Origin of the sequence: Nocardiopsis sp. CC223A (genome assembly GCF_030766825.1) — a bacterium.
In the GTDB taxonomy this organism is placed as follows: Bacteria; Actinomycetota; Actinomycetes; order Streptosporangiales; family Streptosporangiaceae; genus Nocardiopsis.
This window is the reverse complement of sequence record NZ_JASFDV010000128.1, coordinates 1-12,798: the sequence shown is the minus strand read 5'-3', so window position 1 is coordinate 12,798 and position 12,798 is coordinate 1. Positions and strand designations below refer to the sequence as shown.

Below are 12,798 nucleotides of genomic sequence, written 5' to 3'. Positions count from 1 at the left end.
TGCGTGGGACTGCCGGGCCGTGCCCGTGCCCGTGTCGGTTCCGGCCCGCGGCTCTTCTCCGGGGGCGGAGCAGGCCGCCAGGCCCAGGGCCGCGGCCAGGAACGCCGCCACGGCGCTCGCATGCGGGATCGTCCTCATCGTCACCTCAGGATGTCGGTGTCGGGGGTGAAGGCCACCCAGGCGAACCAGAACGTGTCCACGTGGTCGACCGGGGTGAGTTCGCGGCCCGCCAGCTCGCCGTCGACGGCGCGGCCGGAGATGTCCCACCGGCTCCCGGTGAGGTCGTCGGTGAAGACGTCGCCGTCCCGCTCGAAGGCGAGCTCCCGGCCGTCCAGGACGGGGGTGAAGACGCCGGTGGCGGCCGTCTCGCGGCCCTGCGCGATGACCTCGTCGTCCAGGGCGGAGGCGGCCCCGGGCACGGCCCACACGGTCACAGGCTCCCCACCCGCCTCGACGGTCACCACGCCCTCCTCCAGCACACGGTCCGTGGGCAGGGCGAGCGCTTCGGACCCGGTGCCGATGCCGATGACGCGGGCCTTGGCGGGCATGCGCGGGTCGGCGTCCTGGTCCAGCAGGAACGGTTCGCTGTCGGGGTCGTCGTAGCCGACGTAGGGGTTGCGTCCGTAGTCGCGGTCGTGGCCGGTGTCCTGGCTGAGGACGGACCCGTCGGGGTGATCGGCCCGCCACCGCTCCCACGGCAGAACCGTGACGCTGACCCGCTCCAGCTCGGTGCCGGTCAGCGTCCCGGCCACGGCGCTGCCCTCGATCTGCGGCCACAGGGAGTGGGTCTGGCGGTCGAACATGACCAGGTCGGAGTTGTAGAGCATCCCCGACACCCCGAAGTCCAGCACCCGGTCGCCGACGCGCCGGTCGAACGCCAGCGCCGAGTCGCACAGGGGGCAGTAGGTGACCGCGACCGGGCGGCCGCCGACGGTGTCGTTGACGATCTCGTGCCAGATGAGGATCCGCACGGGGTACGCACGGTCCTCTCCCTCCACCGACACCCCCAGGACCGGTTCGGCGTCCTCCAGCCAGTCGATGCCGGACGCGTCCTCGAACGCGGGATCGTCCAGGGCGGGGATCCCGTCGGGCGGCGGGCCGCCGCTGACCAGACGGTCCACGTCCACGAGCGGGTCCGGAAGGCCGGGAGCGGCAGGGTCCTCCAGTGCCGAGGGGACGTTCTCGACCGGACCGGATCCGGGCGCGGCCGGCGTCGGGCGCTCCTCCTCCCCGCCCGGAGCCGCACAGGCCGCGGCGGCCAGTGCCAGGGCGACGGCGACCACGGTCCCCCGCGTGATCCGCCCGCCTCCCGAGCCCCGCATGCCCCACCTCTTCGCCCCTGTCGCGCTTCCTGCACGTGTGCTCCGAGTCTGGCCCCGGCATCGGCGACCGAGCCCTGATCTGTCAGCACGCCGACACTCTCTCCCGGCGCCGGGCACGAACACGGTGCACTACGAACAGGTACGGGAAGGAACCCAGGGTGACGCGGTGTCCGCCCCGCACCCTGCCGGTGCGCCGATGCGGACGGCGCACCCCGAGGAGAGGAACGACCAACGTGGCCCCAGGTTCCCGGGACCGGGACGAGATCTTCGTCGAGTTCACCAAGAGCATCTGCCCGGTGTGCAAAGTCGTCGTCGACGCCCAGGTCAACATCCGCGACAACAAGGTCTACCTGCGCAAACGCTGCAAGGAACACGGGTGGTTCGAGGCCCTGGTCTACGGCGACGCCCAGCTCTACACGGACTCGGCCGGGTTCAACAAGCCGGGCACCCTGCCCCTGGCCTTCCAGACCGAGGTCAGGGACGGCTGCCCGTCCGACTGCGGCCTGTGCCCCGAGCACAAACAGCACGCCTGTCTGGGCATCATCGAGGTCAACACCGGCTGCAACCTGGACTGCCCGATCTGCTTCGCCGACTCCGGGCACCAGCCCGACGGTTACTCGATCACCCGGGAGCAGTGCGCGCTGATGCTCGACACCTTCGTGGCGGCCGAGGGCGAACCCGAGGTGGTGATGTTCTCCGGTGGCGAGCCCACCATCCACAAGGACATCCTCGCGTTCGTCGAGATGGCCACCGACCGACCCATCAAGATCGTCAACCTCAACACCAACGGCATCCGGCTGGCCACCGACCAGCGGTTCGTCGCCGCCCTGGCCGACCTCGACGGCCGCAACGGCACCACGGTCAACGTCTACCTGCAATTCGACGGATTCGACGAGCGCACCCACCGCGAGATCCGCGGCAGGGACCTGCGCGAGCGCAAGAGGCAGGCCCTGGACAACTGCGCCCGGGTCGGGCTGACCGTCACCCTGGTCGCCGCGGTCGAGCGCGGCCTCAACGACCACGAGCTGGGCGACATCATCGAGTACGGCATCGACCACCCGGCCGTGGGCGCGGTGTCCTTCCAGCCGGTCACGCACTCGGGGCGGCACGTGGAGTTCGACCCGCTCACCCGGCTCACCAACTCCGACGTCATGGAGATGATCAACGCCCAGCGACCCGAGTGGTTCCGGCCCGGCGACTTCGTCCCCGTCCCCTGCTGTTTCCCGACCTGCCGCTCCATCACCTACCTGCTGGTGGACCGCAAGGAGGGCGGCCGCACCGACGTCATCCCCCTGCCCCGCCTGGTCGACGTGCACGACCACCTCGACTACGTGAGCAACCGGGTCCTGCCCGACCCCGCGCTACGGGAGTCCCTGGAGAGGCTGTGGAGCGCCTCGGCGTTCATGGGCGCCCCCGGCACCATGGACGGCCTGGCCGCGGCCACCGCCGAGTGCGCCTCCTGCGGCATCGACCTGCCCACCGCCGCCAAGGACCTGGGCGACAAGGTGTTCATGATCGTGGTCCAGGACTTCCTGGACCCCTACACGCTCAACGTCAAGCAGCTGATGAAGTGCTGCGTGGAGGAGATCACCCCGGACGGGCGCATCATCCCCTTCTGCGCCTACAACTCCGTGGGCTACCGCGAACAGGTCCGCGCGCAGATGTCCGGTGTCCCGGTCGCCGACGTCGTGCCCAACGCCCGCGGGCTCGCCGACATGACCGTGGAGTCCCCCTACGGCTCCCGGATCGCCCGGCCCGCCTCCACGAACGGCGACGGAACCGCCGGCCCGGCCGGACCCGCCGTCACCGACTCCACCAACACCGGCCGACGGGCGGTGGACTAGCCGTGGAGCCCCTGCCCCTGCCCATGGACCCGGAGGAGACCAAGTCCTGCTGTGCGGCCGCCTACGGGCGCGACGCCGTCGCCCTGCTGCTCGGCGAGTCCTACCACCCGGGCGGCCTGGCGCTGACCCGCCTGCTCGCGACCCGCATGGGGTTACGCGCGCGGGACCGGGTCCTGGACGTGGCCTGCGGCCCCGGCGCCACCGCCCGGCTGCTCGCCCTCGAACCCGGGGCGCGGGTCGACGGAGTCGACCTCGGGGAGCACACCCTGGCCACGGCCCGCGCCGAGACCGAGCGCGCCGGGCTGTCCGACCGGGTGCGCTTCCTGCGCGGCGACGCCGAGCGCCTGCCGGCCCCCGATGCCGCGTACGACGCACTGGTGTGCGAGTGCGCGCTGTGCACCTTCCCCGACAAGGCCGCGGCGGCCTCCGAGTTCGCCCGGGTCCTGCGCCCGGGCGGGCATGCGGGGATCACCGACGTCACCGTCGCCGAAGGCGGCCTGCCCGACGAGCTGTCGGGGCTGGCGGGCTGGGTGGCCTGCGTCGCCGACGCCCGCCCCGCCGCCGACTACTCGGCGCTCCTGGCACAGGCCGGGCTGGCCACCGTCACCACCGAGCGGCACGACGGCGCGCTGGCACGCATGATCGACCGGATCGAGGCCCGCGTCCGGCTGTTGCGCATGACCGCACCCGAACGACTGGTCGCGGCCGGTGTGGACACCGACGCACTGGCCCCGTACCTGGACGCCGCCCGCAGGGCCGTCGCGGACGGGCGGATCGGCTACGCCCTCATCGTCGCCCGGAAGGAAAGCGGCTGAGAACCCGCCATCGGCGCTACCGCGGCGCCGTGGCCACGACGCGGCGCAACGGCAGGGGAAGCGCCCGGCCCGGACGCGCCCAGGCGGCGAGGGAGCGCTGCGCGTACCGCAGCCGCTCCGGTGCCGTGCCCGGCAGGTACAAGCCCCGCAGCAGCAGGGAGGTGTGCTCCGGCCCGGCCATGGGCAGCCACAGCACCCGGCGCGCGCTCGACACGACGGCCCACCCGCGCGCGGCCAGAAGCCGGCCGGCCCCGTCGCAGGCGTGCGGATTCGGCCAGGTCAACCCGGTCTCGCGGAGGGCTAACAGGACCCGCGCCCACGCGAGCAGGCCCGCGGGCGAGGCGCCGAGACGGGCCGGGACCAGCGCTGCCAGCACACCATCCGGCCGCAGTACCCGTTCGACCTCGTCCATGACCGTGTCCAGGGGTGTGAGGACCTGGAGCGACATCGCCGCGCACACCGCGTCCACCGACCCCGCGGCGAACGGCAGCGCGGCCGCGTCGCCCATCACGAGCGGGCCGCGCCCCAGGGCGGCGGCGTAGGCCAACTCTCCGGGCGAGGCGTCCACGCCGACCCACCGGACCCGGGGCAGTAGGGGGCGGGTGGGTGCCGAGCCGCACGCCAGGTCCAGGACGGTCCCGGTGATCGGCCGCAGCGGCTCGGCCAGCCACGTGTACGGGGCCTCTCCGGCGAGGGCGAGGAGTTCCTCGGTGACCCCCGGGCGCGTGTCGTGGAAGTCCCCCAGGTAGCGCCGCCACTCCCGGTCGTCCATACCCGTCCGCCTTCCGCCGCTTCAGGTGGGGTGCTCCCCGGGCCGCGCAGGCCGGGCCCGGCGCCCGGCGTACTCCATGACGAACTGGGCCGCGGCCTGCTGCACGGCGATCGCATGGGTGGGGTAGGCGTGCACGGTCTGCGCCAGGCGCCCGGCGAACATCCCGGTGCGCATGGCCAGCGCGATCTCGTGGATCAGCTCCCCGGCCCGCTCCCCCACGATCGTCGCCCCCAGCACCCGGCCGCCGCCGGCATGGCCGAGCAGCGGGCGCGGACCGGCGATGATCTCGACGAACCCCTCCGTCCTGCCCGCCGTCACGGCCCGGTCGACCTCGCTCATCGGCAGGTACGCCACCCGTGCCCCCGGATGGCGGGCGGCGGCCTCGTGCTCGGTCGGCCCTACCTGCGCGACCTCGGGGTCGGTGAACGCCACCCGCGGGATGACGGAGTCGTCCAGGCGCGTGCCCCGGCCCCGGCGCAGGGCGTTGGCCGCGGCGGTCCGTCCCATGAGGTGGGCCGCGTGGGTCAGCGCGATCCGCCCGGTGACGTCGCCCGCCGCGTAGACGGCCGACGGCGAGGTCGTGGCCAGCCGGTCGTCGGTGCGCACGAACCCGCGATCGTCGGTCCGGACCCCGGCCTCGGACAGGCCCATGTGATGTGTGCCCGGCGTGCGCCCCGCCGCGACCAGGATCCGCTCGGCCGCCACGGGGGCGCCGCCGTCGACCTCCAACCTGCACCGGCCGGCCTCACGGGAGACGCGCGTGACCGACGCACCGGTCCGCACCGCGATCCCCTCCTTCACGAACCGCTCGGCGATGACCCGTGAGGCCTCGGGTGCCTCACCGGGCAGCAGGCGGCCGCGTTCCTCGACCACCGTCACCGTGACGCCCAGGCGGGCGAAGGCCTGGGCGAGCTCGCAGCCCACCGGCCCCGCCCCCAGGACGACCAGGCTCTCCGGCGGCCCGGTCAGGGCGAACACGTCGTCGGTGGTCAGCGGAGCGGTCTCGGCCAGTCCGGGGATGCCCGGTACACGGGGACCGCCGCCGGTCGCGACCACCACCCGCGGCGCGGACAGGATCCGCCCGCCCACATCGATCCGGTCCGGCGCCAGAAAGGCGGCGCGCCCCCGCAGCACCTCGATCCCCTCACCGGCCAGCGCCGACTCGTCCTCGGTGGCGGCGATACTCGCCACGGTCGCGCGCACCCGGCCCATGGCCGCGGCGAAGTCCTCGCCACGGGCCGCCGCCTCGATCAGTGTCTTGGACGGGACGCATCCGGTGAACGTGCACTCGCCGCCCGGCGGCCCCTCGGTGACCATCAGCGGCCGCACCCCGCGCGCGACGGCGGTGCGGGCCGCGGCGAGCCCGGCGGCACCGCCACCGATCACCACCAAGCCGTGGCTCACGCCAGGGTCCCCAGCCAGGTCGTCACCGCGTACAGCACACCGTAGGTGGCCGCGGCCACCGCCAGAACGCCCAGGATCCGCCAGCGCACCCTGCGCACCCCGGCGACCGAGCACTGGCCCCGGCGGCGCAGCGACCACCACACCAGGGCGGCGACCACGGCCAGCCCGGCCAGCCGGAACCACCACGCGTAACCGTCATAGAGGTCGGTCGCCCAGACGAAGGCCGTCCCGGCGCTGACGACCCCCAGGAGGGCGAGCACGGTCGGTCCGACACAGCACAGCATCCCCACCAGGCCGCCGAGCAGCCCGATCCGCACCGTGGAGATCTCCTTGCGGGCGGGGGCTCGGAGCAGGCCCTTCTCGGCTCGGGGCAGGTCCATGTTCACTCCCGTCCCCTCAGCAAGGTACGCAGCCGGCCGCGGCCGGAGACGTCCGGTGCAGAGCCCCCGTGCTCCGGCGAACCGTCGCGGCCGAGAGAGCGGGCCTCACGTGTGCGCTCGATGCCGACCCCGGGGTAGAAGGCCACATGGTCCCTGATCCGGCGGGCCAGCGGGCTGGGCTTGGGGTAGGACCACGCGGCGTCGGGGTAGGTCCGGCTGTCCACCGTCACGTCGTAGTACCGTGCCACGCCCTTCCACGGGCACAGGGTCCGCGAGGCGGAGTCCGTGAAGTGCTCCCGGTTGAGGGAGTCCGGGGGGAAGTAGTGGTTGCCCTCCACCATCACGGTGCGCTCGGCCTCGGCCAGCACCACACCGTTCCACACGGCTCTGATCATCGGTGAACACCGCTCTCCGGGTACGGAGCGGCCGACGCCGCTCCTGGGAACACCAGTAATCCCCTTCTTCCCCGACCTTCCCCGGACAGTGTCAGCGACACGACACCCTTTCTCCCCGGACGCCTGTGCGGAAGCCGGTTCCGGGGCCTGCGGTCACCGCGCAGGGAGGCCCTCGCACCGCCGGTACCGTCCACGTGCAACCTAGGATGGTCCGGGCGCAGGCGGTCGCTGCACGGCGCCGGGCGGTGACATCCTCCGCGCGGAGTTTTTCCGCTCCTGGGTGGGGGAATCGACCTTGAAAGGCCTGCTGACGGCCTGATCCCCACCTTCGGGTCAAAGGGCGGTGTTCCGGGGGCGTGGATACAGCAATGGCGATCCGGAGAAAGTCGGCCGAACATCTGAAACGGTTGGCCCCCACGGGCCCTACAAGCATAATCGCAGGTCAGAGTGGGTGTGGCTTGGAGTCGACTTGGCTCCCACGCCAGGGCTGGGCGTGGGACCGGGGCGCACACAGAACGGCCCCGAACCGCGTTTCCGCCGTTCAGGGCCGTAATGCCACTGTCTCATGGTGGCGCACTCGGGAGGATTCGAACCCCCAACCTTCTGATCCGTAGTAGTCCCATCATCCCATGTATAAGCCCAGGTCAGCGGCACCGCATCGGCCCCGCCTGGGCCACCCTTCGCCACGTATTCGCCACGCCGCCAGAACCCGTCTCCGAAGCGGCTTCCAAAGCCTCGGCGTACTCCGCGCCCCTCATGCCGCGGGAACCGGCGCGAGTGTCATGACCGGTGCCAGACAGTGGGCTCGGACTAGTCCAGAGTGCTCTTCCTCCACCGCGACGCCCGTTTCGCGCGAAACCCGCAGAACCTCGCTGATCGATCCAGGGCGGGGATTTCGTGCGGATGGCCTACATACGCACCAGGCCCACCACCGAGGCAGCGGCCGATGAGCTCGTCGGATCGAAGCGGCCCCGGCGACTTACACGGAGACGAGACGGACCCGGTCGCCGCAGAGCTTGGTCATGTCGTCGATGTCGGAGGTCAGCATGACCATGGGACGGTGCTGCCGGAGCGCGGTCTCGGCCACGGCAGCGTCGATGGCGTACGTGGGGCCGTGCAGCCCGGCCCCCATCAACAGTGCCGAAGCGGCCTTCGCCTCCTCATCGCCCACAGGGACGGTGCGCAGACCGGACAGCACCCAGTTCAGTCGGGCCTTGTTCGTGCGGGTGTGCACGGCCTCGATGATGGTGAGCGCGCAGATCACCACCTCCATGCCGCGTGAGCGCGCCTCGGCGACCAGGGCCACCGTGGTCTCGTCATCGGCGAGCAGCTTGGAGGGCCCTTTGCTGTCCAGGACCAGTGTTCCCTCGTGGCTCAGCTTGTGGTGGACCGCTGGCCCTCCTCGGCGAGGATCTCGTCGAGGACCTGCCGCGCCTGCAGTCTCGCCTGCTCGGATACCGGTCCTTTGCGGCTCTCGTAGTCGGCCAGGTACTCGTCCAGCATCTGCCTCCTCAGTTTCCGCTCGACGGCCGCGGCGATGAACACGGAGAACTCCCGTTTGCCGACTCGGGCCCGAATCGCGACCGAGGCCGGGGTGTCCCGCCGCACGGTCCTTCAACGTGGACAGTTCCTGAGGAGCTGTTGAGACTTGCCCCGGTGTGCGCTGCCGGTCAGGTGGACCCACCTTCAATATGGACGGTTCCTGAGGAGCCGTTGAGACAGCAGCGGGCGGCGCACCCCGGGCTCGGTGAGGACCCTTCAACGTGGACAGCTCTTGAGGAGCCGTTGAGACATCTCGCTCGGCTTCGGTGCCGCGCTGGCCAGCATGATTTCAACGTCCTTGAGTAGGACGTCTACGTTGAAGGACCCTGGCCGGGAACCGGTACCGCGGCTATGGGAGGTTTCAACGTCCCGGCATGGGGCGTCTACGTTGAAGTAGCCAGTGCCACGGGTCGTCCGGTTTCGTGGTTATCAGTCTCAACGGCTCCGTAAGGCGCGTCTATGTTGACGCTGCGTCTTGTACTTGACGAGCCCGAGCTTCCGCCCGGTCTCAACAGCTCCTCGGGAGCCGTCCACCGTTGAAGGAACGCCTCCTACGATCTGTCCTTCCTCCACCGGGAGGTCTCAACGCTTCTGAGTGGGGCGTCCACGTTGAAGCGCTAAGGCCGACCAGTCCCTGATCCTGGTGGAGTTGTCTCAACGGCCGAGTAGGAGCCGTCCACGTTGAAGGGCCATCGACACCCGCGCCGACACGGTGTGGACCGTCTCTCAAGGCCCCCGACAGGGCGTCTACCTTGAAGATTCCTGGGTGAGGTGGTGTGCCAGCTGGTGACGTGTCTCAACGTCCCTGGGTGGGCCGTCTACGTTGAAGATCCACCTTGGAGTGGCAGGACCCGGCCCGGGCGTGGTCTCAACGACCCCGAACAGGGTGTCTACGTTGAAGGACGGCGTGCAGGGGCCCGTACATGGCAGTGCGCCGGGGTCTCAACGCCCTTTCCAGGGACGTCTACGTTGAAGGCCTGAGGCCATGCTCAGGGCTCGCGCCATCACACATCAATTCGTAAAAGTTTCCCAGCCCAGGGTGGGAGACGCCCACCGACCATCCCGCCCGCATGGGCGGCTTCCGCCCCTGTGGAGAGCCCTCGGTCACCAGGAAGGGTGATCGGTGTGGAGGCTGGGCAGAGCCAGTGAAAGTCCGGTGACAGCCGGATCGTTCCACGTGAGGCCGTCGGCCGAATGGTGAACATCCGCCTTTCCGCAATGCGATTGAGAGCGCTTCCACGACATTGGTCCAGGATGCGTGGTAGTGGGCTCAGGATACGAAGACGCTGTTCGGACTGAAGGAGAGGTGCGGGGTCGAGCCGGTGGGGATCTCCATCGGCTGACCGGTGCAGTCATCGCTCTGGAACATCGCGTTGGAGCTCGTGCTGGTGTTGATGGCGGAGGCGGCGCGACCACCCCAGCCGTGTTCCACGAGGTCGACACATACTCCCTGCCCGGGTATCAAAGGGGCTACGGTGAAGCGCTCACCGCCGAACTCCGTTCTCTCGAACAGGCAGAGCGTGTTGGAGAACGGGCATGGGTCACTAGCGTCGGACTGAGCGCCAGCCTGTGCCGCGATTGGCCCCAGTGGCAGTCCAAGGGCCACCGTGCCGACGGCGACGACACCGAGCCGTATCTTCCATGAGTTCGATACCTTCATGTTCTTCCTTTCAGTGAATTCCTGGCTGGGGGAGTGTGGTAATGCGGGTCTGTGTGTGACCGCGGAGCAATACGACGACTGACCGACTCAGGGTGGGCTCCCAGCACAAGGCGCGACTGAGGCTGTTGTTGCCTCCATGGGAAGGCAGGCCTAGTGGGAAATCCCTTGTCTTGATTGGATCGACCACATAGAAGTGTGGCATAGATCGGAAGCTTCCACTAGTGCGATATGTCCGTTTTGTTAATTACTGTGGTGAACTCTGCCAACAGTAGGAGTGTCTGACCAAATCCGGCCATGTGGTGCCTGGAGGTCGCGATTGAACGCGCAGTCCATTGGCCTTCTCGGCCGATCCGCTGGGGCGCCTGTCATCCCTTTTCAACATCACTCCTTGTGGAGGTTGCGAGGCCGGTGTTAGAGTTCCGTGAGCTCTTGGCTTTATGATAATTAAGGATGTGTGCGGCTATATATTCGCTGGTGGTCGCGGAGAGGTAAGCGGACCCTGGAGGGCCAGACCTGTGGCTGGACGAAGCTCCCTCGGATTTTTGAACCGCCGATGCCAGGAGTCGCGGCTTCTCGGCACTAAATCCGCTCCACGCGCCGCCGGCATCTGGCGGGGCTGGGATCATGTCGCGCCTTCCACCCCCGTTGGAGCGGCTGACTTCGGTTTCGCTGTGCACCCGTGCGCGTCGAGCGGCCCTGGTGCGTCACCGTCCGAGCGCGAGGCCCGAAGAGGGCTGGCGCGGTCGCGGTCCGCTGGCGCGGGTCTGCGTTCCGAGTGTCGGTGGCCGCGACGGCTCGGGTGCGCCCATGGTCACGAAACGGCTCCAGTGCACCTCGGATTTATCGCATAGCAAGAAAATGAAGCGAGAAATCGGAAGAATATGCGCTCAGGGGGCCAGTGGAGCTCCGAAATCCATGAGTCACTACGGCAACAATCAGAACTTCAGCAACACCCATTCATTGCTCGGGGCCCTGTCCGGGCCCTTGATTTTCAGCGGGCATCCGGTAGCCTCGCTGGCGTTGGCGACCCGAGGATATGAAGGGCCTAGTTACACAGAGGGAGCGGCATGAAAATCAAGGGTAGGGGGGTGGTTTCCGCGTGACACCGATCGGAGAAGTCGGTGGACGCCAGGCTGCCGCCCCCGGTCACGGAGTGGTCGGATCCATCTTGGTCGGTCGATCATGAAAGCAAGCGTGGTGATTCCGGCGTACAACTCCAAACAAGGCGTAGAAATATGCCTGCTCTCCCTCATACACCAACGGATCGCGGACGACGACTCCTTCGAAGTCGTCGTCGTGGATGACGGATCGTCTGACGGGACTCGGGACGTCGTCCGGGGAAGGCACTATCCGTTCGAGCTGAACTACGTCCACAGGCCGAGGGGACCCGAGTCGGGGAGGGCGGCCGCTCGCAATGCCGGAATACGGGAGGCCTCGGGCGAACTCATCGTGATGGTCGACGCGGACCAGATGCTGCCCCCTGACTTCCTCGCCGAACACATCCGATACCACATGCACCACGCCGCGATGGTCGTACTGGGACCCCGCCACCACCTGGGAGAGGGGCGGTTCGACGTCGACAGGCTCGCCAGGGGGTTCACCCTCGAAGCAGTCCCGCAGGTCGTGGGAGGCGATTCGCGAGAGAGCGTCCTCGACGCCTTCTCACACAACCTCGACAACCTGTCCACCGCTTGGCACTACCTCTTCAGTTGCAACGCCTCCGTGCGTCGTGAGCACCTGCTGGCCGTGGGCGGCTTCGACGAGTCCTTCGTCGGCTGGGGGCTGGAGGACTCCGAGCTTGGTTACCGGCTCCGGCGATTCGGCCTGGGATTCGCTTACAACCGTCACGCGGTCGCCTACCACCTGTACGAGCAGGTCATCCGCGAGGACATGTACGACGAGTGGCTTCGCAATCTTGCCTTTTTCACCGACAAACACGGCGTCCCTGAGGTGGCGGCCCAGCGGATCCTGGCCCGGTCGTTCGATCCGCGTACCCGGGACCTGTCGTGGTTGGAGTGCTGCCAGCGATTCGAGTACGCCGTGCGAGCTCTTCACGGACGTCTTCCGGGACGGGTCGAGTACCGCGTGGTCAGGGTGGACGAGGCGAACAGGAACGAAGTGATCGGCGCCCTGGCCGACTGGGCGGGCAGGGGCCACCTGCTTGTCCTTGACCGCACCGCGGACAGGGAGATACCCCGCATCGTCCAATGCTCCAATAGCGAACACGAGGTGGTCTATTACAGGAGTTCGGGTCCGGAGGAGGAACGCCGGATACTCTCTCGCCATCCGATCGCGGACCCCTTTTGACCGCCCTCCCGGGTGACTCCCGTGAAACCGCTGAGCCCTGGTTCCGACTCAGGTCCCGGAGGGTCACCCGTCACATACCGAAACGGTCAAAGATAATCAGAGAGGATCCGCGTGGCACCGCTGATTCACGCTGAAGCGCTCACCAAGCACTACCGCAGACCCCGCCGGTTCGAAGGCTTTCTCGGAGGTCTCCGCTCCCTTGTCACCCGGGAATACGAGCTGGTACGTGCCGTGGACGGTATCAGCTTCGCCGTGGAGACGGGTGAACTGGTCGCCTTCCTGGGACCGAACGGCGCGGGCAAGAGCACGACGATCAAGATGATGTCCGGCATCCTCGTCCCGAGCAGCGGCACCCTA

The 12,798-nt window shown here is 69.0% G+C and carries 12 protein-coding genes; 4 read left to right on the top strand and 8 right to left on the bottom strand.

Translation table 11 applies throughout. The annotated features are described in order from the left end of the window. Nucleotides 1–140 precede the first annotated feature (140 nt). On the bottom strand, nt 141–1,322 hold the full coding sequence (locus QJS33_RS29915) for a DUF3179 domain-containing protein (RefSeq protein ID WP_306371429.1): 1,182 nt from the start codon (nt 1,320–1,322) through the stop codon (nt 141–143). A 233-nt stretch (nt 1,323–1,555) separates the two neighbouring features. Between QJS33_RS29915 and QJS33_RS29910 the strand changes: the two genes are divergently transcribed. Beyond that, nucleotides 1,556–3,166: a radical SAM protein gene (locus QJS33_RS29910; RefSeq protein WP_306371428.1), complete on the top strand. Its 1,611-nt coding sequence runs from the start codon at nt 1,556–1,558 to the stop codon at nt 3,164–3,166. Nucleotides 3,167–3,168: 2 nt separating this feature from the next. Further along, nucleotides 3,169–3,981: a class I SAM-dependent methyltransferase gene (locus tag QJS33_RS29905; protein ID WP_306371427.1), complete on the top strand. Its 813-nt coding sequence runs from the start codon at nt 3,169–3,171 to the stop codon at nt 3,979–3,981. 16 nt (nt 3,982–3,997) lie between these two features. Here the strand turns inward: QJS33_RS29905 and QJS33_RS29900 are convergent, their stop codons facing one another. The 7 genes from QJS33_RS29900 to QJS33_RS29870 all read right to left on the bottom strand — a co-directional run bounded on the left by QJS33_RS29900 (nt 3,998) and on the right by QJS33_RS29870 (nt 10,134). Further along, entirely contained in the window at nt 3,998–4,753 is a 756-nt protein-coding gene (locus tag QJS33_RS29900; protein ID WP_306371426.1) for a class I SAM-dependent methyltransferase, read from the bottom strand. 21 nt (nt 4,754–4,774) lie between these two features. Further along, the gene (locus QJS33_RS29895) at nt 4,775–6,157 is read right to left on the bottom strand and encodes an NAD(P)/FAD-dependent oxidoreductase (RefSeq protein WP_306371425.1); all 1,383 of its coding nucleotides are present in this window, start codon (nt 6,155–6,157) and stop codon (nt 4,775–4,777) included. Next, nucleotides 6,154–6,537, bottom strand: a complete 384-nt coding sequence (locus QJS33_RS29890; protein WP_306371424.1) for a hypothetical protein — start codon at nt 6,535–6,537, stop codon at nt 6,154–6,156. The genes QJS33_RS29895 and QJS33_RS29890 overlap by 4 nt, the downstream gene beginning before the upstream one ends. A gap of 2 nt (nt 6,538–6,539) precedes the next feature. After that, nucleotides 6,540–6,932, bottom strand: coding sequence for a DUF427 domain-containing protein (locus tag QJS33_RS29885; RefSeq protein ID WP_306371423.1), 393 nt, complete (start codon nt 6,930–6,932; stop codon nt 6,540–6,542). A gap of 979 nt (nt 6,933–7,911) precedes the next feature. Next, a complete protein-coding gene (locus QJS33_RS29880; protein ID WP_306371422.1) occupies nt 7,912–8,238 on the bottom strand; it encodes a DNA-binding protein in 327 nt (108 codons plus the stop codon). A gap of 68 nt (nt 8,239–8,306) precedes the next feature. Then, nucleotides 8,307–8,477, bottom strand: coding sequence for a hypothetical protein (locus tag QJS33_RS29875; protein WP_306371421.1), 171 nt, complete (start codon nt 8,475–8,477; stop codon nt 8,307–8,309). Between the two features lie 1,267 nt (nt 8,478–9,744). Beyond that, complete coding sequence (locus tag QJS33_RS29870) at nt 9,745–10,134, bottom strand: peptidase inhibitor family I36 protein (RefSeq protein WP_306371420.1); 390 nt, start codon at nt 10,132–10,134, stop codon at nt 9,745–9,747. 1,182 nt (nt 10,135–11,316) lie between these two features. Here QJS33_RS29870 and QJS33_RS29865 point away from each other — a divergent pair. Beyond that, a complete protein-coding gene (locus QJS33_RS29865) occupies nt 11,317–12,441 on the top strand; it encodes a glycosyltransferase (RefSeq protein WP_306371419.1) in 1,125 nt (374 codons plus the stop codon). Nucleotides 12,442–12,552: 111 nt separating this feature from the next. Next, nucleotides 12,553–12,798: ATP-binding cassette domain-containing protein (locus QJS33_RS29860; protein WP_306371418.1), on the top strand; the 246-nt coding region annotated here is incomplete at its 3' end.

Excerpts from the sequence above, each read along its gene's own strand:
- QJS33_RS29915 (WP_306371429.1), bottom strand. The coding sequence starts at position 1,322 with ATGCGGGGCTCGGGAGGCGGGCGGATCACGCGGGGGACCGTGGTCGCC.
- QJS33_RS29900 (WP_306371426.1), bottom strand. The coding sequence starts at position 4,753 with ATGGACGACCGGGAGTGGCGGCGCTACCTGGGGGACTTCCACGACACG.
- QJS33_RS29890 (WP_306371424.1), bottom strand. The coding sequence starts at position 6,537 with ATGGACCTGCCCCGAGCCGAGAAGGGCCTGCTCCGAGCCCCCGCCCGC.
- QJS33_RS29885 (WP_306371423.1), bottom strand. The coding sequence starts at position 6,932 with ATGATCAGAGCCGTGTGGAACGGTGTGGTGCTGGCCGAGGCCGAGCGC.
- QJS33_RS29870 (WP_306371420.1), bottom strand. The coding sequence starts at position 10,134 with ATGAAGGTATCGAACTCATGGAAGATACGGCTCGGTGTCGTCGCCGTC.
- QJS33_RS29865 (WP_306371419.1), top strand. The coding sequence starts at position 11,317 with ATGAAAGCAAGCGTGGTGATTCCGGCGTACAACTCCAAACAAGGCGTA.